This is a genomic window from Leclercia sp. W6 (assembly GCF_003336345.1).
Classification (GTDB): Bacteria; Pseudomonadota; Gammaproteobacteria; order Enterobacterales; family Enterobacteriaceae; genus Enterobacter.
Genome location: NZ_CP031104.1, coordinates 4510424 through 4534306, shown reverse-complemented (window position 1 = coordinate 4534306; position 23883 = coordinate 4510424). Strand labels below are relative to the sequence as shown.

General features: G+C 51.7%; 18 protein-coding genes and 3 pseudogenes. 5 read left to right on the top strand and 16 right to left on the bottom strand.

The window, feature by feature from the left end; all coding sequences use genetic code 11:
• Positions 1-11: 11 nt before the first annotated feature.
• The 15 genes and pseudogenes from DVA43_RS22310 to DVA43_RS22240 form a co-directional block, all read right to left on the bottom strand.
• Positions 12-1400, bottom strand: a complete 1389-nt coding sequence (locus DVA43_RS22310; protein ID WP_114316808.1) for a hypothetical protein — start codon at positions 1398-1400, stop codon at positions 12-14.
• Positions 1397-2185, bottom strand: coding sequence for an outer membrane lipoprotein-sorting protein (locus tag DVA43_RS22305; protein WP_103822835.1), 789 nt, complete (start codon positions 2183-2185; stop codon positions 1397-1399). Before DVA43_RS22305 ends, DVA43_RS22310 begins: the two co-directional genes overlap by 4 nt.
• A 9-nt stretch (positions 2186-2194) precedes the next feature.
• Positions 2195-3505 carry an ABC transporter permease gene (locus DVA43_RS22300; RefSeq protein WP_114316807.1) on the bottom strand — a complete coding sequence of 437 codons (1311 nt, stop codon included), beginning with the start codon at positions 3503-3505 and terminating at the stop codon, positions 2195-2197.
• Positions 3506-4150, bottom strand: a complete 645-nt coding sequence (locus tag DVA43_RS22295; protein WP_114316806.1) for a hypothetical protein — start codon at positions 4148-4150, stop codon at positions 3506-3508. It lies immediately after the preceding gene.
• Entirely contained in the window at positions 4134-4841 is a 708-nt protein-coding gene (locus DVA43_RS22290; RefSeq protein WP_103822838.1) for an ABC transporter ATP-binding protein, read from the bottom strand. The genes DVA43_RS22295 and DVA43_RS22290 overlap by 17 nt, the downstream gene beginning before the upstream one ends.
• A 10-nt stretch (positions 4842-4851) precedes the next feature.
• Positions 4852-5802 (bottom strand): ATP-binding protein, encoded by a 951-nt coding sequence (locus DVA43_RS22285; protein ID WP_114316805.1) that lies wholly within the window; start codon positions 5800-5802, stop codon positions 4852-4854.
• Between the two features lie 14 nt (positions 5803-5816).
• A complete protein-coding gene (locus DVA43_RS22280) occupies positions 5817-7028 on the bottom strand; it encodes a beta-ketoacyl synthase N-terminal-like domain-containing protein (RefSeq protein WP_114316804.1) in 1212 nt (403 codons plus the stop codon).
• Positions 7029-7032: 4 nt separating this feature from the next.
• The gene (locus DVA43_RS22275) at positions 7033-9591 is read right to left on the bottom strand and encodes a beta-ketoacyl-[acyl-carrier-protein] synthase family protein (protein WP_114316803.1); all 2559 of its coding nucleotides are present in this window, start codon (positions 9589-9591) and stop codon (positions 7033-7035) included.
• A gap of 95 nt (positions 9592-9686) precedes the next feature.
• Entirely contained in the window at positions 9687-10850 is a 1164-nt protein-coding gene (locus tag DVA43_RS22270) for an aminomethyltransferase family protein (RefSeq protein WP_114316802.1), read from the bottom strand.
• Between the two features lie 28 nt (positions 10851-10878).
• Positions 10879-11160, bottom strand: coding sequence for an acyl carrier protein (locus DVA43_RS22265; RefSeq protein WP_147271048.1), 282 nt, complete (start codon positions 11158-11160; stop codon positions 10879-10881).
• A gap of 20 nt (positions 11161-11180) precedes the next feature.
• Positions 11181-11729, bottom strand: coding sequence for a 3-hydroxyacyl-ACP dehydratase FabZ family protein (locus DVA43_RS22260; RefSeq protein ID WP_114316801.1), 549 nt, complete (start codon positions 11727-11729; stop codon positions 11181-11183).
• A 3-nt stretch (positions 11730-11732) separates the two neighbouring features.
• Positions 11733-12236, bottom strand: a pseudogene (locus DVA43_RS22255) (SDR family oxidoreductase); the annotation flags it as partial.
• Positions 12237-12256: 20 nt separating this feature from the next.
• Positions 12257-13377, bottom strand: a protein-coding gene (locus DVA43_RS22250; protein WP_087451024.1) for an IS3-like element ISSen4 family transposase whose coding sequence is annotated in 2 segments (ribosomal slippage) — positions 12257-13119 and positions 13119-13377 — 1122 coding nt in all. Because the reading frame shifts where the segments join, the coding sequence is not laid out codon by codon here.
• 75 nt (positions 13378-13452) lie between these two features.
• Positions 13453-13890, bottom strand: a pseudogene (locus DVA43_RS22245) (filamentous hemagglutinin N-terminal domain-containing protein); the annotation flags it as partial.
• A gap of 581 nt (positions 13891-14471) precedes the next feature.
• On the bottom strand, positions 14472-15311 hold the full coding sequence (locus DVA43_RS22240; RefSeq protein WP_114316800.1) for an alpha/beta hydrolase: 840 nt from the start codon (positions 15309-15311) through the stop codon (positions 14472-14474).
• Between the two features lie 187 nt (positions 15312-15498).
• Between DVA43_RS22240 and DVA43_RS22235 the strand changes: the two genes are divergently transcribed.
• From DVA43_RS22235 to fucR, 5 genes are all read left to right on the top strand, one after another.
• On the top strand, positions 15499-18486 hold the full coding sequence (locus tag DVA43_RS22235; RefSeq protein ID WP_114316799.1) for an autotransporter outer membrane beta-barrel domain-containing protein: 2988 nt from the start codon (positions 15499-15501) through the stop codon (positions 18484-18486).
• Between the two features lie 207 nt (positions 18487-18693).
• A complete protein-coding gene (gene yghU / locus DVA43_RS22230; RefSeq protein WP_114316798.1) occupies positions 18694-19563 on the top strand; it encodes a glutathione-dependent disulfide-bond oxidoreductase in 870 nt (289 codons plus the stop codon).
• A gap of 143 nt (positions 19564-19706) precedes the next feature.
• A complete protein-coding gene (locus DVA43_RS22225) occupies positions 19707-20039 on the top strand; it encodes a glycine zipper family protein (protein ID WP_114316797.1) in 333 nt (110 codons plus the stop codon).
• A 177-nt stretch (positions 20040-20216) separates the two neighbouring features.
• Positions 20217-21200, top strand: a complete 984-nt coding sequence (locus DVA43_RS22220; RefSeq protein WP_114316796.1) for a sensor domain-containing diguanylate cyclase — start codon at positions 20217-20219, stop codon at positions 21198-21200.
• Positions 21197-21913, top strand: coding sequence for an L-fucose operon activator (gene fucR / locus DVA43_RS22215; RefSeq protein WP_114316795.1), 717 nt, complete (start codon positions 21197-21199; stop codon positions 21911-21913). The genes DVA43_RS22220 and fucR overlap by 4 nt, the downstream gene beginning before the upstream one ends.
• On the opposite strand, the pseudogene DVA43_RS22210 reads toward fucR, so the two are convergent.
• A pseudogene (locus DVA43_RS22210) lies at positions 21910-23457 on the bottom strand (methyl-accepting chemotaxis protein). The gene fucR and the pseudogene DVA43_RS22210 sit on opposite strands and share 4 nt — an antisense overlap.
• Between the last annotated feature and the right edge of the window lie 426 nt (positions 23458-23883).

The window sequence follows — 23883 nt, the reverse complement described above, 5'->3', positions numbered from 1 at the left end:
TAACCACTCCCTTATAAATAATATTTAAAACCTAAATAAACGCCCAGCGTGTCACCGAAGAGCGCAAATTCAGAGTCTGAGCTTCCTTGTGAGGTAAATACCCCGGTATAGGCTTCAAGCCTTTCATCAATGCTGTTTAACGGCGTGCTGTAATGCACACCGAACATAGCGCTGCTATCCATCAGGTTGACTGTCAGATAGGGCTGCAACCTGGATTGATCGTCTGACAGCAGGCTGGCCCAGGCGTTAAGGTAGTGTTTGCCTTGCAACATTCCTTTGCTGCCGGTGTTACTGATCTCCGATGCCATCAGGTATTTGTATGAATCAAACGCCCGATCCACAACGCTATATCCGGTGCGCGTATTAAGGAACGAAATGAGATCGGTCTGTTTACGCCACTGCGCGCGGGAATATCCCTCGCTCTGAAAATAATATTCCAGGCCGTACACGCTGAAGTTGTCTGACGTATATTGCCCCCCGACGGCCAGTTCGACGCCCTCTTTCTGCCTGGTGCTATAGAGCGAGGAAGGAAACTGGTAATTCTCTACTTTCGCAGCGTTCTGCTCCGACAGATGTCGCCATTGCTGCTCGGCGTGGTAAGCCACTTCGGCATTAAGTACCAGTTGTGGGCTGTAGTTATAGCTGTTCGCCATCGCCAGCGAGTGACTGTCTCCCAGCTTCAGGTTGAACGTAGGCGTGTAGTCACCGAAGCGATTGTCGGTATAGCTCAACAGGTACTCTTCACTGCTGTTGCTGCGCTGATCCGCAGACCAGTTGCCCGCGGACTCATAACGTCTGTCAATATCCGCCAGCTTTGGTACCACGGTCAGCGACAACGACCAGTCGCGGGTATCTGCTGAGAGTTTGGCCGCCCATGGCGACTCCTCATATCCCGCAGCCATCGATGGATCGTAGAGTCGTGTAGACTTAAAACTTGCCGAATAGGCGCGATGCAACGCGGAGGGTGAACGTAATAAAAACAGCCCCGGTTTAGCTATGAGCTTACCCGCCTCCAACAGGATGCTTTCGGAGATCGTGTAAACGAGACTGAGCCGATCGATCAGCGCACGCGAACGATGATCATCCTCCTCAAATTTGCCGGGAGTATGCACAGAGTAGTAAGTCAACCCGTACAGCGTGTAATCAAGGGCCAGCTTGTTATCAATCACCGAGCATCCGCCGCTGAGCTTGAGGCCGAGATTGTTAAACGTATTGTTTTGGGTATAGGGGTTTTTGCCGTTAATCCGCCAGATTAAAGCCTGCCTGTTAACATGGGAAACCTGTTCGAATAGGGTTACATCCGTGCTTTTTGCCACATCGGCGCCGGTCAAACAGTCTGCCCACAGGTCGAATGAGAGCATGAGCAGTAGCAGCGGTATCGTGTTCAGAGAGGTTCTCATTTTGCCCCTCGCTGAATATATTCCCGGGTAAAGTGGTATTCCGGCAAGGACTCCAGACGCACATCGCTGTACTCCATCACGGAGTAGCTTTTATCATGGCGGGCCTCCTGCACCACGATTTTTGTCGGCCGCATTTTACCCAGCACCATCCGGAAATCCTGGTAAAGCACTTCCTTCAGTAATTTGTCATCCAGTGAATAATACGCCGCTTTATAAGGACGATTGTCGCCGTCCGTCTCGACGTAATACATCACCTTTGGCCAGGTCACTTCCGGGGATTTACGCGTCAGAGAGAGCTTATAACAGCGCTTATCTCCGCAGGGCTCTTGCCCTAACAGCGTGGCGTCGTAGGCATATTCGAAGTTGGTGACAATCACATCGCCATTGGAAATTTGCCCGATCAGCCTTTGCTGGCGCGAAACGGAGATAGGACGACGCAGTTCAGGCGTATAGAACCATAAGTCATACCAGTCTGAGAGCAGTACCTTCCCTTTATCGCGCGGGGGATAGATGAAACGCGCCAGTGAACGGGCATCAGCCCTGGTTTCACCTTCAGGCTTCATAAATCGCATAGAAATATCCAGAACCTGCTTAGCGTCCGGCTTTGCTACGCCATCCTTGTATTCCGTTATGGTGGTGGTATAGCGGAAAGGTTTGTTCGGCGAGCGCACTTCATCAGCCCGACGAATGATTTCCAGCGCATTGTTATCAACAGATGTTGCCAACACGCATGCTGAGAAGAGCCACAAGCCGGAAAGTGCTCGCCTGATAAGTACTGTGTTCATTTCGTATCCTTACGAAAATTTAAAAGCATCCGAAATATTGAGTCTTGATGCGCGCAAAGCCGGAAGGATTGACGCTCCCGTGGCGGTTAATATTGGCAAAACCAGGGTGATCCAGATAAGCGCAGGGCTGTTGGTTTTGATAAATGCGGTATATCCCGTCGTCTGGCCCGGTGAAGGCGGCATTTCAATACCATACAAATTGATAACCGAGGCAATAATAAGCCCCAGCGTCAGACTCCCAATCGCACCGGTGATACCCACAAAGATCCCCTCCAGGAAGAAGAGACGCGTGACGCGGAGCGGTTTTAAACCGATAGCCCTGAGCGTTGTAATTTCGCGTGTACGCTCAATGATATTCATGGTCATCGCGTTGCTAATCATAAAAATCACGATCAGGGCGACAATGAGCTTAATAAAGAAGTAGATACCGGACAGCAGCCCCTCGACCTGTTGATAAAAGAGAGAGACCTCTTTCCACTCTTTTACAATCAGGGGAAATTGGTGACGGGCAATAAACTGGCGCAATTTCGCAGCGAAGGCGGCGCTATCGTCATCCTTTAACAGGATCAACATCTTACTTACGCCATCTGTGCCCATAATACGCTGGGCGGTGGCCAACGGCAGCTTCATAGCCACATCATCATAGTCTTTAATGCCTGACGCAAAAATGCCTCTCACTTTGAGTGACAAGGCGCCCTGCCCCCCTCTGATGTTAACCACCATGGCATCCAGCCAGTCGTCATACTTCGTATTAAGCGTTTTCGCCAACCCGCTACCCAGCGTAATTTCGTCGGCCCGAATACGCGATAGATCGCTGCCGGAGATAATTTTGTCAAAAGACCCCAGTTTCAATGCCGGTAACGCTTCAATACCCAGCCCGGAAAAATAGCTGGAGGTTTCATTCTCGTACTGCGAGATCACACCGGTAAACTCCAGCTGCCCGGAGAGGGTCGAAATATTTTCGGCCAGTTCGGGCGTCTCCAGAATGGCCTGTTTCAGCTGAGTATAATTTTCAATCAGGCTTTTATTTTTATTCGATGTCTCAAAGTAATTTTGGTTGTAGATCTGCACATGACCAATGTTGGTGCGGATCGTCTGCTCTTTCAGGATCCAGAATGAATAGTCGATGAATCCGCCATAGAGAAATATCGACACGCCGCCCAGCACAATCGCGGCAATCGTTGAAAAAGAGCGACGCTTGTGGCGAAAAAGGTTTAAAAATGCAAACTTCACATCCCGGAAGCGAAACAGCACGCACCCGAGGACGAAGAGCAGAATCAGCGCAACGATGATGTTGATGAATAAAACTTCCCTGGACATTTAGTTCCCTTTTACCATCGGTATTAATACCTGCGTGACTTCATTCATATCCCAAAGCGGTGCAGTATCAGAAATCAGCGAATCTGCTGCGCCGGGGTTTTGCTGCCTGAGCTGCGCCAGAACCTCGTTGGCCTTTTGCGGCTCCTGACAGTTCATCAGCGCGCGATAGCGCATTGCGTTTATATGCTCGATCAGTCCTGCGTTGAGTGCCGGGCGCTGTTCCAGCATGATCGCCGTATCCTTAAGCGTCACCACGCAGCGGCCACTCCCTGCCGTATAGGCATCTACCCGCGCGCGTAAGTAGCGCACAAGCAGGTTATCCTCATGACTATCAACCGCTTCGTCGAGATAGAAAAAGCCGGTCCTGGCGTATTCGTAGGCATGGATAAAGTCATTGGCGGTAGAGTAATGTTCCGCCAGACGCAGGATGCCGTAGGCGTAAAAAATCAGTGATGTGACATTTTTATTCGCTACATATTCTGCGAATAATTCATCATTTACCTTTGCCAGCGCCTCAGGATGTGCTGGAAAACCGCTCTGCATGATTTTCTCTACTGTCGGAACGGTTGAAGCCAGCGTCGAACCGCTGAATATTGCACAGAGCAGGCACCAGCACAGAGTCAAATAATTACGCTTCAGTTGCATCAACCAGCTCTCCATCTTTGATTTCAACCACCCTATTTGCGCGCTCTTTTAACTGGCTTGAGTGCGTTGAAATAATGAACGTAGTACGGGTTTCCTGATTAATTTTCAGCATTAAATCCAGAATCGCCTCGCCCGTTGCCAGATCGAGATTCCCGGTGGGCTCATCGGCAATAACAACCTGTGGCTCATGGGCCAACGCCCTTGCAATCGCCACGCGCTGTTGCTGCCCACCCGACAGTTGCCCCGGTTTGCGATCGATAAAGCCGGCCAGCCCCACGCTATCAAGAAAATGCAGCGCCCTCTCTTTCGCCTCTTTTTTAGTAAAGTGGCCATTCAACGCAAGAGGGAAAAACACGTTATCGAACGCGTTTAATACCGGCATCAGATTAAAAAACTGAAAAATAAAGCCCAGATGCTTGCCGCGGATGACCGACAGTTGCTCTTCTGGCATTGTATTCAGCAATTTTTTCAAAAACATCACGGTTCCGGCAGTCGGTTTATCAATGCCGGAAAGAACGTTTAATAACGTACTCTTACCGCTGCCGGAAGGGCCACAAAGCGCCAGGAACTCCCCTTTCGCTATCTCAAGATTAATATCTTTCAGCGCTTCAACTTTCCCCTCACCGGTGCCGTAGCTTTTGTAGATGTTATTTAAAGCAATTACCGGGAGTTCTTTAATTATTCCACTCATCGCGCTGGTGTTACTCCTTACAAAATTCAATATCAAAATAGCTGTAACCAGTAAGGCGATCGGGAATGATGGTTCGTAATTTTCCCGTTTCAAGAGGATGCCGGTTCAGATATTCAAAACTCAGTGCAGGGGTCAAACAACCGCTGTTGCCGTAGATATCAACAAGATCGAGCGTGTCAGTTTGTGATAAGTCTGAACGGATCAGCAGATCTTTACGCAGGCCGGCGAAAGCGAACTGGTCAATTTCGCCTGTGTGCTCAATTTTGTCGGCTATAACATATTTATTTCCACTCACGCGGATGTCGCTTTTATGCTGACTGAAAATAAAGCAACCGGTACGTTCCACCGTTAAGTTGAGGTTATCTGTACTCTTCGCGCGGGCTGGCAGGCGCGTATGTTCGCTACCTTCGTCAGAAAAAACGAGCGATAACACCGCGCGGTATGCGGCACATATCACCACGTAATCAAACACGTCCCAGCACAAATAATCCTGCGCCACACGCATTGCCTGGGTAAATGCCTGTTTCTCGCCGCGAATTTTGCAAGTCGGCTCACTGATCGCAAATTTTTTCACCAGATTCTTTGGCAGCGTATCGATCATTGAGATGTGCAAGGCGCTGTCGGTATTCTCAAACAGGCCAGACTCGCCCCAGGAATCCGCGTAGATAAATGCCGTACGGGACTTCAGCAGCTTCACACGTTCTTTAGGCGAAAGGGATTGCAGAGCATTGTCGCCGACCTGCTCAATCGCTTCGATGTAATCGCTGTATTTCGGATTACGGATCATCTCTCCGGGATAGATCTCCGGATCGGTTCCGAAACGTTTAAAACCCCAGCCTGCAGCATGGGTGTTTTGCAATCCCTGATGATATAGATTGGCTTCCCGGGCATTTAACCAGCTGGGCTGGTAGAAATAAAACTTGTCTTCTGGCTCGATAAGCGCAAATGAGGATAAATACATTCAACTCTTCCTTTTTATTTATCGAGCTGCGTTAATACCGCGCTAATAATTGAACCATCAACGCCCACACCTGTTTTCAGCAGATGTTTTTTATCATGTTTAATGACACCGCAATCGACCAGGAGATACGGCGCCATGGCATCAATAATCGTGTCGTTGCTTACCGCAGAAATGAGCTCATTATGGGTCAGTGAATGATGACCAATAATTAAATCAACAATACCTGAACCCGTAGGGGTATATCCCACCTGTCCTTTCCAGGCAAGAACGGGGATGACATGGCCATCGGTGAACATGCCTATCGCATTTGCTTCCGCTTTATCGCTTAATGAAGAGCCGTTAGCGTGAGGAATAATAGCGCACAGGTCTTCCGGAATAACATCAGCATTTTTAATGGCTTTCTGCATAACTTTAAACATACTGCTACTGAGCCAGGTAATGTCATTACTTCTGCGCGCGCTGATCTGTGTGTAGGCCGTTTGCAGACTTATGCCTCCCTTTACGCCCCTGGCCTGGCGATGACTGGCGCTTTCCAGCAGCAGAGCGCTAAACCCTTCAGAAAAGAGTACGCCTTTGCTGTTTTCACCAAACGGCTGAACCAGATGGCTGTCCAGCATAGACTGGGTTTCAAGAAACCAGATATCCTGCGTGGTAATCTGGGAGCAATTTACAACCAGAACTAAATCAACCCCGCCATGCTCAATAGCCTGACAACCAAGATGAATCGCCGTTAACGATGAATTACTGGTGCAGTTCATATTGGGCGGTAAATATCGTAGGTGATATTTACGTGCAACATTACCGGAGAACATATCCTGCGACATATTCGCTGCATTCAACTTCGCCAGAGATTTAACGAAAACAATATCTTCGACGTCACTCTTATTATAAAGAGAATTATAATGAATAGCGTCCACGCGCGGACCAATACCGGTAAGGTAGACCCGGACGTTATCGCCCGCCAGGCATTGCGTACTCAGCATTGCCTGGTCGAGCGTTTTTTCTATCAGGTCATAAACCTGTTCTAATGCGCGATCTTCTAAGTGTTTCAGTCTGCCGACATATTTATTACTGTCAAAACCACATTTAATTGCTTCTTCATCAGATGCAAACCAGGGTTTTCTGTCAACACGTGCCCCTTGCTTTAGACGTTCAATTAACTGAGTACTGTCTTCAGCAAATGACAAACAACAACTGAAACCTGAAATGATAGCGGCATTATTCACAATATTATCCTTTAATCACAAACGCGTAGTAGTTCCCGCCTTCTGTTGCGCCAACAAGTAAGACGTGCCTAAGCGCAAGACGTAACGGTTCGCGAACAAAGTTAATTCGCTGATCGAAAAACTCCTCGGTATAAGGCATGGCGGGAACAGACTGTTTCTTAAAGCAGTCAATAATGACGGCGAGATTGAGTAAACCGGCGGCTGAAGGAACAAAACCGAAGCAGGCATTGTAGTTAACGACCGGCACGTTCGGATTGGCGTCGATAAGTGTTTTGCAAATAGCAGAGATTTTAACCTGGGCGCTGTCAACATTGCCATTGCTGGTGCCGCAAACCAGATCGATCTCTTGTGCCGTGATGCCTGCATCAGCCAACGCGCGCTCAATAGCCAGCGCCATGGCATCTGATTTTTCATCAATCATTGAGGCATCAAAGAAGCTGTTGCTGCAGGATTTACCGTACCCCACCACTTCCGCCAGGACGTCAGCGCCGCGCGCTGCCGCCGTTTGCGGATCTTCCAGCACTAGCATGCACGCCCCTTCGCCGGGCACATAACCTTTTGGCTCTTTGCCATAGATTTGATAGTCGCTGGCATTAGAGGTCATATGGATTTTTTGCGTTACCGCGTCCATATAGAGCGACATCGACGGGAAATACTCATCTGCCCCACCGACAATAACCTGTGGTTGCAAATTCTGACGCACAATTTCATAACCGTAGGTCAGGGCACCTAATGCCGCATTCTCGCCGGTCGCCAGCGTGGTCGTGTAGCCTTTAATCCCTTCGGAAATGCCGCAGAAGGTTGGGAGCGAGTTCATCAGCGAGCCCGGGAACTCTGAAGTCCGCACCTTACGTGGATCGGGTTTAAGGCTTTGCAGGTATTTATACGTCGTTTCCTGCGGACCACGGGACATCCCCATGATCATCCCAAGCTGATCGCCATCGCGCTTGATTTTCCGCTTCGCCTGTTCCAGCGCTTCGTTCAACGCGATAAGGGCAAAGGTGCCGCCACGTGTGGCTTTACGGGGATCGAAACGACGGAGATGTTTGCGCGGCTCCAGACCGGTCACCTGGAAGGTTTTAAAGTTCTCTTCCTCTTCCGGCAGTTTTGCACTGCTGAAGCTGTACTCTTCACCAAACAGTTCGGCAAACTGACTGGAGTTATCCAGAACACTGAGCAACTCTTTCGCTTCTTCCAGCGTATCTTCAGGGAATGTAACGCCGCTCAGCTCGACCTTGTTATTGCGCTGCCAGACGCCTTCAAGGATTTCGTTGAGCGAATGACCAATCGCCGAAATAACCCCTACGCCTGAAATCGCTACTCGTTTGCTGTCGTAGGATGTGACCGGAACAGTACAAGGCTCCATGCTCAGGATCATGCAGCAATTATTGCCGCCGAAGGCATAGTTGTTCTTCATGAACAGGTTGATTTTTTGATCACGGAACTCATTCGGTACGTAATCAAGATCGCAGTTAGGGCGTGCTTTGGAGAAATTCAGCGTTGGCAGAACGCGTTTATCTGGCAGCGTAGCCAGGCAAGCAATCAGTTCAACAATCCCTGCCGCCCCAATGTTGTGACCAAAGTAAGATTTTGTAGAACTGACTAACAGCTTCTCGTTGTTAGCGAAGACCTTTTTCATCGCCATCGTTTCGATGCGATCGTTCGCTTCGGTACCGGTGCCATGCGCGTTAACGTACTCAATCTGGTCCGGCGTGACGCCAGCATTCTCCATCGCTTTATACATCACCTGCACGGCACCGCTGGCACGAGGATCGGGCCCGGTCTCGTGGAATGCGTCGCAGGAGGTAGCGTAAGAGAGAATTTCACCATAAATGGTGGCGCCGCGGGCAACGGCATGTTCGTACTCTTCCAGTACAACGGCCCCTGCACCTTCGCCGATAGACATCCCAGACTGCCCAGAGAATGGCGTACAGGTTTCCGGATGCATCACGTTCAGCGCATAGAAGCCCGCAAAGGTCGGCAGGTAGATAGGCTCCGTGCCGACGGCCAGCATCGTTTTACTCTTGCCGTTCTGGATATAGTCAAACGCCATGCCGATTGCGTTAGGGCTGGCGGTACAGGCGGTAGCAACCAGCTCTACGCCGCCTTTCAGGCCGAGCAGCGTGGATACGCTGGAACAGCAGGAAGAGAAGCCCCCCGAAAAAAGCGCTTTTCGTAAAGAGAAATCAGCAATTCGCTGCTCAAAGAGCGGCAAAAAGGCTTCCGTTCCTGCTGAAGAGACACCAACGATCATCCCGGTCTCTTTGAGATCGGCTTTCTTTCCTAGCAGGCCAGCCTGGTTTAACGCATCTTTGCCCACTTTGTATGCCCAAAGCGCAGCGTTATCGAGTGATTCAACAATGCCTTCCGGAAGTTCCGAATAATCGATATCATGCAAAACTTCAGCAGCTCTTGCCCCTTCAAACCATTTTGCAAAGCGCTCACTATCCGCGACGCCATTGCGTTTATTCAGAAGAGCCTCTCTGAAGTCCTGCATATTTTCAGCCAGAGATGACAGGATTCCCATCCCGGTAATGACAACTCTTTTTCTGCTTATTTTCATAAGTGTTACTACCAATATTTACAGAGAATTGACAGCGCACAGATAACTAACCGGATGATGGCAACCGCTTATTTTTCTGTACGCTGGTCTGTTATTTAATTCAAAGCACTTTTGTTTTTTGAGGCATCAACAAAGCTGTGCTCGGTCGGGTTCACCAGCATGCTCAGGTTATAAATAAATGGCATGCTTTTGGTTTTTGCCTCGACGACTTCTGTATTAGTTTGAATGGCGTAACCGCTAATATCTGACCAGGCGTAGTCATAATCCAAAAGCGTCAGAGCAATGAAGCATTGCAGGGCCGGAGAGAAGATGGCTTTAATGACTTTACCTACAGCCTGCCCCTCGGCTAAGACGGTGTCGCCAGCCTCAACGCCAGCACATTCACCTTCAACGATCATGGCAATGATCTTATGCTTAACGCTGCTGTGGGATAACGCTTCTGCCGCTTCTTTACCGACAAAACTCTCTTTGTCGTACTGGACGGCCCACTGCATCTGCAATTCGACAGGGTTCAGGCCATATTCAGCGTAAAACGCCGCATTCCAGCCTGGGTTTTCCACTCGCACCAGTTTCTGATAATCCAGACCACCGGTTTGCATCAGATACTTCTCGCCGATTTCAAGCAGCTTCAACCACTGCTCAACCAGCTGTTCTTGTTGACCAATAAGGGTGTAAGCAAATTCGCCATGTTTCCCACAGCGGAAGATGATCAATCCCTCATCAGTATTCATGTACTCATAATAAGGCAGACCGATAATATCGAAACCGTGAATTTCTGACATCATCTCCCAGGAATAAGGTCCCTCGAGCATAATTGCGCCCCAGTTCTCATCACGCATATCCTGGATCTCTGGCGTTTCCTGGATATCCAGTTCATCCGCTTTTTCAAGGAGTTTATTCAGGCTCGCGATAATCTCCGCTGCCGGGAGTTCTTCCGACATGATGTAATAGCCGTCAGAAGTGCAAAGCACATAGACGTCGCCGCGCACTGTGCCATCTTCATTAAGCACCAGAGAGTAAATTCCCTGCTCATCACGAATGATAGAAATGTCCGCAGAAACCAGATTGTTAACCAGCATCCAGGCATCTTCACCCATCACACTGACAATCGACATATGTGAATAATCTACCAGCAGCGCATTTTCACGTACGGCTTTATATTCAACAAGCGGATCATGATATGCAGACGGAACGGATTGATTATTGTAAACGCCCAGGATGGCGTTGTTTTTTGAGTGAATATCAGAAAGAGATTTCATGCAAAATTCCTTTTAAGCGCTAATCCTGTTAAGCGTTTTGCTTCTGGATGACAAATGTTGCAAGGCTATTAATGCTTCGCATATAAGATGGGTCATCGCTTTCGCTCACCTTAATATCGAAAACTTTATCCAACAACACAACAATCTCTGTCGCATCCACGGAATCCAGTTTCAGGCCATTGCCAAACAGCGCAGTGTCATCATCAATCTGTGATACTTCGCGTTGGATATTCAGTCGCTGAATGATTTCGGTTTTAATCGTCAGCAAAACCTTTTTGCGCTGTTCAATATCGTCATTCATAGTAGACATGATTCAAGCCCCTTATAGGATTAATATATTTCACGGAAATTAATAATGGTTCCGTGGCTTATCAGCTTTTTGCCGACGTTGGCCGTAACGGCGTAGTGCTTAAAGCCGTTACTGTCAGAAAAAGCCAATTTACTGGTAACTTCAATCGAGTCGCCAGGATAAGCGATCTCTTTAAACTTCAGATTTTGTGCTGCGAGAACACCCCGAACCTGAGCACGGCGGGTGCGGATAATTTCCAGCATTTCATCACTGGTAATACGCGCATGGATATCCCGCAGTGATCTCAGCTCTTCGTTATAACGCTCGGCGTAGATATCGCAGATATCCGTAAAGAACGAGAGATACTCACTAGCCTGCCCAAAAATCTCAGAAATAATCACACCGGGCATAATCGGATCGTCCGGAAAATGCCCTAACAAATATGGGTCGTTATACGTTACGTGTTTAACTACCTTTACATAACCGTTTTCGCCATATTTGAAGTCATCAATTCTGTCGACCATCATCAGGGGCTGGCGCCAGCCCCCCATTTCAAGAAATATCTTTGAAGGAATACTGTATTTAGACATAAATCACCGCATAACCAGGCCGCCATCAATGACGATGGTCTGGCCGACGATATAACTTGAAGCAGATGAGCTTAACCAGACAATGGTATTGGCAACCTCTTCGCATTTGCCCAGACGGCGTAATGGAATGGATTGGGTGACGCCACGCACCACGGTGCGCGAAACTTTTTTAACCATTTTGGATTCAATCATCCCTGGAGCTACAGCATTTACGCGCACACCGAAATGAGCCACTTCCGCAGCCAGCGTTCGGGTGAAACCAAGGATGGCCGCTTTTGAGGCGCTGTAATTAATCTGGCCGACACTTGGGACAATGGCCGCAATCGACGACACATTTACAATCGCCGGGCTTTCAGAGGAGCGGAGCAGACTCATCGCCTCTTTGATCAGGCGGAAAATACTGAACAGATTCGTTTCCACAACCTGGCTAAAGTCTTCAAAACTCATCGAAGCAAAGAGGGCATCTTTGACAATACCGGCGTTATTGACCAGTACATCTGACCTGCCCCCACGATTAGATACAACACTCAGTTAGTAACGTCGGAATCTTCATTCTCAGAATGACCCTTTCTCCAGCCCGCTGCAAATTCAGACGGTGTCTGATAATTCAGCGTGGAGTGCGGGCGGCATTCGTTATAATCCTGCCGCCAGTCATTAATAATTTTCCTAGCATGAACGATATCGCTGAACCAGTGCTCATTCAAACATTCATCGCGAAATCGTCCGTTAAAGCTCTCAATAAATCCGTTCTGCGTTGGCTTGCCCGGCTGGATTAAGCGCAACTCAACACCATGCTCAAAGGCCCATTGATCCAGTGCACGGCAAGTGAACTCCGGCCCCTGGTCAGTTCTTATCGTCGCCGGATAGCCTCGAAACAGTGCAATGCTGTCCAGAATACGCGTGACCTGAACGCCTGAAATCCCAAAGGCAACAGTGACCGTCAGGCATTCCTTTGTGAAATCATCGACGCAGGTAAGACACTTGATCCTGCGACCGGTGGAAAGTGCGTCCATGACGAAATCCATCGACCAGGTCAGATTGGGCGCCGCCGGACGGAGCAGCGGCAGACGTTCTGTTGCCAGCCCTTTACGACGTCTTCTGCGTTTTACGCCCAGGCCACTGAGGTGATAAAGCCGGTACACGCGCTTATGATTAACATGAAGCCCTTCACGGCGCAGCAACTGCCAAATACGACGGTAGCCAAAACGCCTGCGCTCCAGTGCCAGCTCAGTGATGCGCCCTGATAAATGCGCATCAGCAGCCGGACGGTGAGCCTCATAGCGGCAGGTCGACAGGGATAAACCTGTAAGCCTGCAGGCACGACGTTGCGACAGACCGGTCGCATCACACATCAACATCACGGCTTCCCGCTTCTGGTCTGTCGTCAGTACTTTCGCCCAAGAGCCACCTGAAGCGCCTCTTTATCCAGCATGGCTTCGGCAAGCAGCTTCTTGAGTCTGGCGTTCTCTTCCTCAAGCGACTTCAGGCGCTTAACTTCAGGCACCTCCATACCGCCATACTTCTTACGCCAGGTGTAAAACGTGGCATCGGAAATGGCATGCTTGCGGCAGAGTTCACGGGCGGGTACCCCAGCTTCGGCTTCGCGGAGAATACTGATGATCTGTTCGTCGGAAAAACGCTTCTTCATGGGGATGTCCTCATGTGGCTTATGAAGACATTACTAACATCGGGGTGTACTAATCAACGGGGAGCAGGTCACATTCAGTTCATCGTCCTTAATATCTGGCTTACCGGTAGTCAGGGTCAATTTGCTGGCGTTGATGCTGCCACCACCGCTCACGGTGATGCCATTAGGGTTAGCAATGATTAAACCCGCTTTGTCGCCAGCAACTTCCATCATGCCATTGATGGTCGTCATGTTTTTGGAGGTAACTTCGTTGAGAATGACTTTAGCGGTACCACCACTCAGATTGCTATTTCCCTGGATATCACCGCCTAATAGCGTACTGGTGGCTGAAGCGCTGTTGTTGAAAATGAGGCCTTTTTTATCAACGTTCAGATTGTCCCAAACGTTATGTGATAAACCGCTGCTGTTTGCCTTATTAATGTCAACAACCGGAACGCCGTTGGCGTTGTAGATCTTTCCATTTTTCATGGATAAATCTGCTGAATGTGCGACTGCAGGTAAGGCTAAAATCATTGCAATCGTTAACGGAGCCAGCTTAATACTGGCTCGCTGTTGAACTTTCTCATCCGAAGAAATCATACTTTTGTTCCCTTTTTAAAAACTTTCTGGTCTTGATATCTGAATTGAGCCTCTTTTTCCTAATCTGAATTAACCTGACCAAGAACCCTAAAAGGTACACCGCATCAGAATCAACAATTAAACCAGAGCCACCCGGCGAGCCTGCTCAGTGACAAATCCCGATTAAGGTGACATTACGCGTTATTGAATACTGTTGTGGTCTTTCAGATATGGGATCAAGTAAGACCACCGCTAAAATTAACAGGAGCAGACCCCAGTCACAACCTACTGATGTTTAAATAGGAATCCACCAATATTATTGATTTCTCTTAACGTCTGAAAAAATAACCATTACAAATATCATTCACGAAATGCATTTCAAGATATTTATATTTATTAAAAATCGATTAGTTGGGAAACAATTACATTCTGAAATTAAAACGGTGGTGATGAATTATTAGTGCAATAATATTATTTATTCAAATTTTCTTTTTATTTCCCGCTAACAGGCCAAACCAACGTGAGAGTTCCTTCATTCAACAATCAGGGAGCTGATGCGTCAGTAACTGCGGCCAGATTGCCGCCCAGTCCGAGCCATGGGCCATCCCATTGATCACCTCTGCCCGCGTACATTCCTCCCCTACCGCCTGCTGAAAGCGCCGGGCAACGGCGGGCGGCACGGTGGTGTCTTCTGCCCCGCTGAAATGAATTTGCGGCAGTGTGCGAAGCGCGGGAACGCTTTCGATGGCATTCGCCGCTTCGGGCATCGGGGTGACATGATGCAGGGCATTTACATACGCCACATCAAGATTGCCCGCTACCGTTCGCAAGGAGCGCACGTCGTGTCGACGTGCCGCCAGCAGCGCAGCAATATTACCGCCCCCGGAGTAGCCGATCAGATCGATTTGCACTCCCGGATAGCGCGCCACGGCCCGGTTAACCGCCGCGTTCATCGCATCAATTACCGCAGGCGAGAAGCGATTCTGAGTCCAGATATTGGCACGGCAGCTGGCCGGCAAAGGGGGCCCGATAAACTGACAGGGCCGGGCCAGGTAAAGCACACTGGCATGATTGTCTGCCGCCGCCAGCTTCAGGCCAACTGGATTACGTGGTGTCGGGTTATCCGAGGGAGTGATGCGGTTTTTCCAGGCAAAACCATCTCCTTCGATATAGAGATGCAAGGTGTTCACCGGTGGCGTGATCCGATACCAGCCGACAATCGGGAAGGGATCTGCGTCAAATTTTTCACTGATCAGACCACTTTGACCGGCAATACGTTGCGCGGCGGTGTTGGGATCGCCAGAAATACACCCGCACAACAATAAAGACAAATTAATCAATAATGTTCCCTGCAAAAGGTGAGGATATATCCTCATTCCGCCACCAGCCTTAAGTCAAATTATAAACATTACAAAAAATGTGGAATAGATTCAGCCTGAAATAATTAAGCAGAGCTTATTGTTTTCGGCAACAAATTGTATATTCTGCGCCCGAAGATATCGGATTAATCCGAAGAAATCGCCACAGCATTTGCACAATCATCGCTACTTATGACGGAATACCATGGAAAAGAAACGCCTTAGCCAGCTGATTTCCCTGCTGGTTGCCTCGACGGCTGCGCAAGCTTTCGCAACGTCTCCTGAGTTAATTATCGACACGCCCATAAGCAATATTCAGATCGCTGATGCAAAAGAGCTGGTGCATATTACGCATGAGGGAAATATCACCGGCAACCCCACCAACGCCTTAACCGTGAACGCGGGCGTTACTGTAACGACGCTTATTAATGATGGCGTGATTAGCGACACCGCTGATAACCCATTATTGTTAAACAACAATATTGTTCAGATTGATGGAACAGTAGATACACTTAACAATAACGGCACCATCTCCAGCCTGAGCCAGTATCAAAACGGCAGCGTCGTGGCGGTAGGTGCAACGGGTGTGATTAACACCTTCACTAACAGCGGCACGCTCGAGAGGGTTCCGGGCTCTTACAACCTTTTCGGGTATAACAACAACGGTACGTTGAGCAATGCCGGGACGATCGGCACCCTGGCTAATACCGAGGATGGCAAGATTGTGGGCTATCGCGGCATCAACAATCAGGGCACCATCGATAACCTGAATAATGCTGGCCTTATCTCTTCTGTGAATAACGAGAACGGCATATTCATGGGGCAAAAAGGGGCCATTTTTAACAGCGGTACGATTGGCTCACTGCATAACACCGGAACAATTGAAGGCGGCACGACCGATTATTACGGTAGCTCCGGGATCATCAACCAGGGCGTTATTAATACTATCGTTAATGATGAGAAGATTAACGGCAGCTCCTTCGGCATTATTAACTCCGGCACCCTTAACTCCCTTGTTAATAACGGTAAAATCAGCGCTAACGACACGGCTGTCTATAACAACAGCAACAGTAATAGCGTTATTGGCTCCATTGTGAACAACGGTGAAATTGCGGGTAACTGGAGTGGGATTTACATCTGGAACAACAACAATCAGGGCAATACCGACATCGTCAATAACGGTCAGTTAAGCGGTGGAGGCTATGCCCTGTTTGTTAACGGTAATAACAGCGACACGGTAACCCTCACCAATACCGGCACCATTATCGGTGATATTTACTCCACCAGCACGACGCCATTAACCATTAACGGTGGCACCACCCAAGGTACGCTGACCGGCATCGATGGCGCGACGGGCACCATTACTGGCTCTAATGTTACATTTGGTAACGGCTCGCTGCTGCTCAACGATAATGTCAGTACGTTTAGCGTTATCCCTGAGTATGGCCTGATGGCAATGCAGATGAGCGACGACATCGAGGTGACGGCCGGCACCGTGCTGAACGAAGCTGCATCCCTGCAGGTGAATAACAGCATCAATATTCTGGGTGATTATCATCAGAAAGCGGCCGCAACGCTCATCTCCGGCGTCTCGGATTTAGCCGTAGCTAGCGGCGATTTGCTTGCCGATGCCGGGTATGGTCGTCTGAACGTTAGCGGCAACGCCACTATCGACGCGGGATCGAGTATCAACCTGCTGCGCACCGGCAACACCTATAAGTTCGCCGAAGGGCAGCGCTATGTGGTGATCAACGCCAATGGTGCCCAGACCGACTACCATGCCGATCAGCTGAACTACAAAGCGCTCGGCTACCGTGGTGCGGTCAACGGCACCGTGTATGAAGATGCGACGAGCAAGGCGCTGGTCTTAACCCTGGGTGCAGAGCCGATCGCTCCCGCTCCGGTAGAGCCGCAACCCCAGCCGGAGCCGACGCCAGAAGTGACGCCGCCAGTGGTAACCGAACCTGAGATTGTCCCGCCGGTCGTCACACCGCCAGTACAACCAACGCAGCCTGCGCCAGCAGAGCCAGCGCCTGCCCAGCCGGGCAAACAGGGTTATGCCACCATCCCAAGCGCTACCGCATCACTTGGCGGGCTGGCGAACTATTCCGGTATCGCTTCTCCGCAGCTGCTGAATCTGTACAACGCCTCGCTGGCCATTGAAGGTGAACAGGAGGCGAACCGCGTTGGCGAGCGTCTCTCTACCAGCCAGAACCTCAACACCAGTTCAGCAACATCCGTTGCCATCTCTACTGCTCAGGCCGTAGTGGGTGCTCACATCGATGCCGTGCGTAATCCACAGGCCTCTGGCATAAGCGGAGTGGCAACTGGCGATGACTACGCAGAAAACTGGATTGTCTGGGGTCAGCCGTTCGGCGGTTATGTCCGTCAGGACAGCCGTGACGAAGTGAGCGGTTACTCAGCGAAATTTGGCGGCCTGATCATCGGTGCTGATCGCGCGTTGGGCGAGGCCTGGCGTCTGGGCGCGGCGTTGAACTACAGCAACACCTCCGTACACGGTAAAGACAACCTGAGCGGCAACAACTCTACCGCCGATAACTACGGGGTGATTGGTTACGCAGCCTACACCGGCAATCCATGGTACCTGAACCTCTCCGCGGGCCTGAACCGTCAGAACTACAGCTCCGTCCGCCGCGCCGATTTCACCGGCTTCTCTGGCGCAGCCCACGGCAAGTTCAACGGCCAGTCGGTCACTCTGCAAAGCGAGCTGGGTTACCCGATCACGCTGCCAGCCGACGTAGTACTGACCCCGCTCGCGGGCCTGACTTACGGTTATCAGCATGTGGATGGCTACAGCGAAACCGGCGGCAACGGGATGGCGCTGGATGTCAGCAGCACCCATACGCAGTCGGTAGTCAGCGATATCGGCGCCCGCCTGGAGAAGACCTTCTCCACCGGTCTGGGTAATCTGACGCCGTTTGCCCAGGTCTCCTGGATCCACCAGTACGATAACCGCCAGGTCAGCAGCCATGCGACTTACGCCGCAGACGCCATCGGTGAAACCAGCTTTATCACCAAAGGTGCTTCTCCGGTGAAAGATATGGCTGGCGTAGCCATCGGCACCACGCTGTACGAGGCCAACGATCTGAGCTTCGACGCGCGTTACGACCTGCAGGCCGGCGAACGTTACCAGGCCCACACTTTCAGCCTGCGTTTACGCAAGTCGTTCTGATTGATATGTACCTTCAACGGGGCCCTCAGGGGCCCCGTTTTCTATGTCCGGGTAAAACATTATGTTTTTGCAGCTCAGATTGTGCCGCTGCGATAGCACGCCAGCAGGCCGGCCGCTGAGCGCATAACCTTATGCGCTCAGTTCGTTAAACCGTTCATGGAACACCTGCTACACTGCCTCAACACCTCCACAAAAAGGCAGATCAACATGTCCGAGAATAACTACCAGCCAGCGAAAGTCTGGGAATGGAAGCAGAACAACAGCGGCGGCGCGTTCGCCAGCATCAACCGCCCAATCTCAGGTGCCACCCACGAGAAAACCCTGCCGGTCGGTTCACATCCCTTGCAGCTTTACTCCCTGGGTACGCCGAACGGCCAGAAGGTCACTATTCTGCTGGAAGAGCTGCTGGCGCTTGGCGTCACCGGTGCGGAATATGACGCATGGCTGATCCGCATCGGCGAGGGCGATCAGTTCTCCAGCGGGTTTGTGGATGTCAACCCGAACTCTAAAATTCCGGCCCTGCGCGACCACTCCACCACGCCGCCAACGCGGGTGTTTGAGTCCGGTAATATCCTGCTCTACCTGGCGGAAAAATTCGGTCACTTCCTGCCAAAAGATCCGGCTGGGCGTGTGGAAACCCTGAACTGGCTGTTCTGGCTGCAGGGCGCCGCCCCGTTCCTTGGCGGCGGTTTCGGCCACTTCTATCACTATGCCCCGGTAAAAATTGAGTACGCCATTGACCGCTTCACCATGGAAGCCAAACGTCTGTTCGACGTGCTGGATAAACAGCTGGCACGCGGGCGCTACGTGGCGGGCGAAGAGTACACCATCGCCGACATTGCCATCTGGCCATGGTTTGGCAGCGTGGCGCTGGGCCAGGTTTATGGCGCGGCAGAGTTCCTCGATGCCGAAAGCTACAAGAACGTTCAGCGCTGGGCGAAGGATGTCGCCAGCCGTCCGGCGGTAAAGCGCGGGCGTATCGTCAACCGCACCAATGGCGAGCTGAGCGAACAGCTGCATGAGCGCCATGCGGCGAGCGATTTTGATACCAACACCGAAGATAAACGTCAGGGCTAACCCCCGTGCCGGGCGGGCCACCGCCCGGCGACGATCAGATTAAGACGAGTTTCTCCACCACGGCATTATTGGCCTACCCGTCAATCCGTACAGCTGGCAGTATTCCCCGCAATGTCTCACTGCACATTTATAAGGGAATTGTCATGAAAACCATGAAAATCACGCTAATGATCGGCGCGCTGCTCTGCTCTGCTTCCAGCCTGGCGGCAGATAAAACCGCTACCGGGGCGCTGGTGGGCGCGACCATCGGCGCAGTAGCCGGGAAAAGCGTAAAATCCACCGTCGGCGGCGCGGTGGTTGGGGCGGGTACCGGGGCGATGTTTAAGAACGGTGAGAAAGGCAAAGCTGCCCGTAAGGGTGGCGTCATTGGTGCCGCTGTAGGCGCTGGTGCAGCCGCTGTAACCGGTAATAGCGTTCTCAAAGGCGCCGCTCTCGGCGCGGGAGCGGGCGGCCTGGTCGGCGAAGCAACCCGCTAATAAAAAATGCCAGGTGATTATTCCACCTGGCTTTATCAGCCCCCTCATTTCTTATTTCATGGCTGCTTATAAGATCGTCAATATAAGCCTTAACACAAATCCCTTTCTTTTTTTAACCGTATATTTACTTCCATCCCGTAAACTGGCATCAATAATTTCTTTCTTCAGATTATTCGCATGTCAGAAAAGGCGCTTAAACAACAGATTCAGAATCTCAAAAAGCACAATGCCCGGCTTGCCAGGCTGGCGCGTGACGCCCGAAACAAGCTCAGTGCTGCGCTCGACGGGACGGGTCTCTGTTTATGGCAGCTCGATGTTCCTACCGGGAAGCTGATTATCTATAACCGCCGCTGGGGCGCTATGCTGGGCTATCAGCCCAAGGAGCTGAGCGCGCAGTTTGAGATCTGGCGTGAGCATCTGCATCCGGATGACAAACAGAACGTACTGGATGCCTTCTACGATCACCTGCACGGCAAAACCCCCTTCTATGAAGCGCTGCACCGCATGCAGCACAAAAACGGCACCGTCACCTGGGTGCTGGACCGCGGGCGGGTGACGGACTGGGATGAAAACGGCAATCCCCTGAAGGTGACCGGTACCCATATCGACATGACCAAAGAGAAGCAGTACGAAGAGCAGCTGGCCCAGCTGGCTAATCACGATCCGCTCACTGGCCTTGCCAACCGCCACGCATTGCTTAAGCACTTCGCCCAGCTTAAGGCCCAGGGGCCGCTCTGCATCGCCTTTATCGATCTCGATGATTTTAAAACGGTGAACGACACCTTCGGTCATCGCAGCGGCAATGAGCTGCTGATCCAGCTCAGCCAGCGCCTGCGCGATGCCTGCCCGCCGGAGGCCGTTGTTGGTCGTCTGGGTGGTGATGAGTTCGTGCTGCTGCTGCCTTTCCCGCTTTCCAGTGTGCTGGTGAGCAGCACCGCCCACCGTTGTCTGCAGGCAGCGCTGACGCCGTTCGAGCTGGATAACGGTCAGGCGCAGGTCGGCGCCTCGGTGGGGATTGACGACGTACTGGAGCAGGATGATTTCGTCAACGCCCTGCGCCGTGCCGACCGGTCGATGTACCAGATTAAGCACACCGGCAAAAACGGCGTGGCGATTGGCCAGACACCGCTCGCCTTCACCCGTAACGGAACAGAACCATGAAAAGCACCCGTCATCAGGATCTTATCCGCCTGCTGTCGGCCTCCGACTGGCTGACGACAGAGGCGCTGGCCGCAGACCTTAATGTCAGCAAAGAGACGATTCGTCGCGATCTGAAGCAGCTGCAGCAGCAGGGAAAGATCGTGCGCCATCATGGGCGGGCCCGGGCGATCCACCCGGATCACCGCGACGGCGGCGAGCCCTTTGGCGCGCGGCTGAAAAGCCACTACGCGGATAAAGCCGATATCGCCCGTCACGCGCTGGACTGGGTCAGCGAAGGCATGACGCTGGCCCTGGATGCCAGCTCAACCTGCTTTCACCTGGCGCGGCAGCTGCCGGATATCGCCCTGACGGTCTTTACCAACAGCTTGCCCATCTGCCATGAGATGGCGAAGCGCGAGCGCATCACCCTGATCTGCTCGGGCGGGACGCTGGAGCGCAAATACCGCTGCTATGTGAATCCGGCCCTGGTGACGCTGCTGAAATCGCTGGAGATTGACCTGTTTATCTTCTCGTGTGAAGGGGTGGATGAGCAGGGTGTGATGTGGGATCCCACCCCGCACAGCGCCGGGTTTAAGTCGCAGCTGCTGGGCCGCGCCAGCCAGTCGCTGCTGCTGATCGACAAAAGCAAGTTTCAGCGCTCCAGCGAAGTGAAAATTGGTCACCTGTCGCAGGTGACGCAATTGATCAGCGACGCGCAGCTTGCCCGGCGTTAGTCTGCCAGACGGAACTTCTGCACCGAGCGTTGCAGCTCTTCGGTCTGGCGCTCCAGTGCGGAAGCCGCCGCCGATACCTGCTCCACCAGCGAGGCGTTCTGCTGGGTCACGCCGTCCATCTGGGTGATCGCCACCCCAACCTGCGAAATGCCTTTGCTCTGCTCTTCCGAGGCGCTGGCAATCTGCTTCATGATGGTGGTGACGCCAGTAATGTCGCGCAGCACCGCCTCCATGGTGGTGCCGGTCTCGGTCACCAGTTTGGACCCCTCCTCCACGCGGGAGACGGAGTCAGCGATTAACCCCTCGATCTCTTTTGCCGCGTTCGCGCTGCGGCTGGCGAGATTCCGCACCTCACCGGCCACCACCGCAAAGCCACGCCCCTGCTCGCCCGCCCGCGCCGCTTCCACCGCCGCGTTGAGGGCCAGAATATTGGTCTGGAAGGCGATGCTGTTGATGACGCTGGTGATCTCCGCAATTTTCTTCGAACTGATGGAGATCCCGGTCATGGTACTGACCACATTTTCCACCAGTGCGCCGCCGCGGCTGGCGCTGACCGAGGCGACATCCGCCAGCTCGCTGGCCTGACGGGCATTATCCGCGTTGAGCTTCACCGTGGCGGTAAGCTGCTCCATGCTGGCGGCGGTCTCTTCCAGCGCCGCTGCCTGCTCTTCGGTACGCGACGAGAGATCGTTATTTCCGCTGGAGATCTCCGTCGCCCCGCGCCAGATGTTCTCGCTGCCGTTGCGGATGGTGCTCACCGCCTCGCGCAGGCTGTCCTGCATCGCCGTCAGCAGCGGCACCAGCTGGCCCACACAGTTACGGCCAAAAGGCGCGATCGGCTGGCTAAGATCCCCCTGCGCAATCAGGCGGAAATGGTGGCGGAGCTGCTCAAGGGGTTTCACCAGCATGGCAACCAGATAACGGTCGGCGAACAGCAGGATCAACAGGCCGATTATCGTCGCGGTAATCATCACCGTGCGGGTGATGCTGGTGAAGCTATCCACCGTTACCCGGGTGCGGTCAAGAATGGTGTCGGCGGCTTTATTGAACTGTCCGGCGCTCTCGCCAAAGGCGCGGCTTAGCGGCGGGGTAACATTATTCGCCTGCTGGCGATAGCCCCCAAGGTTACCCTGCTGGGCCAGCTGCATCTGGGGCTTAACGCCATTATCCAGCAACGCCTGCCAGTTGGCGATCACCCGGGCGGAGACGTCGGCATCCATTGGCCCCGGCGACATGGCTTTCAACTCGTCGAGCCTGTTGCTCATGGTATCCAGCGCCTGCTGCACAGCCGCAAAATCGGCCTTGCCGCCTGCCGCCTGCGTCTCCATCGCCCGGCTCAGCCGAGTGACAAAACGGAAATATTGATCGTTGCCCTGGCTGAGCACCGTCATCTGCCTGACCAGCTGACGATCGACCTCATTGCCATCCGCCACGCGGGAGAGCGCTCATGAGCCATACAGCCCCACGCCCGCCCACATTAAACAGAAGATACCCAGAATCGTCAGCATGACGAACCGGATTGTAAGATTACGAAATATACGCATAACTCTTTCCTTGCCTGAGGGAGATTTCGCCCGGAGGCGAGTATTACCCTCGTTATCGGCAAGAAAAGGCGAAGCAATACCTTTTCCTGGTTATTTTTATAAAACTTTTCATTTCGGTTTACCGGACCGGAAAAGGATAATTACGCTTGGGGAAAAGCCCCTCCAAATAACGTGTTATTAGTTTTCATACAATTTACAAATGTAAATCACACTCTCCATTCATTACCCTCATAATCCTAAAGGATTAGTCCACTTTTCCTGCTTAACGAAGAATCTTCCCTTCGCGTCGAAAAAAGACTTACTTTTTGTACGTTAATAAAACTGTAACATTCACGATATGGATGTATTTAATAAAATCAATCATTTGTTTTTATTAAAATGGTCACTTAATGACTTGATATAATTTAAAATTTCATTACACCCTTT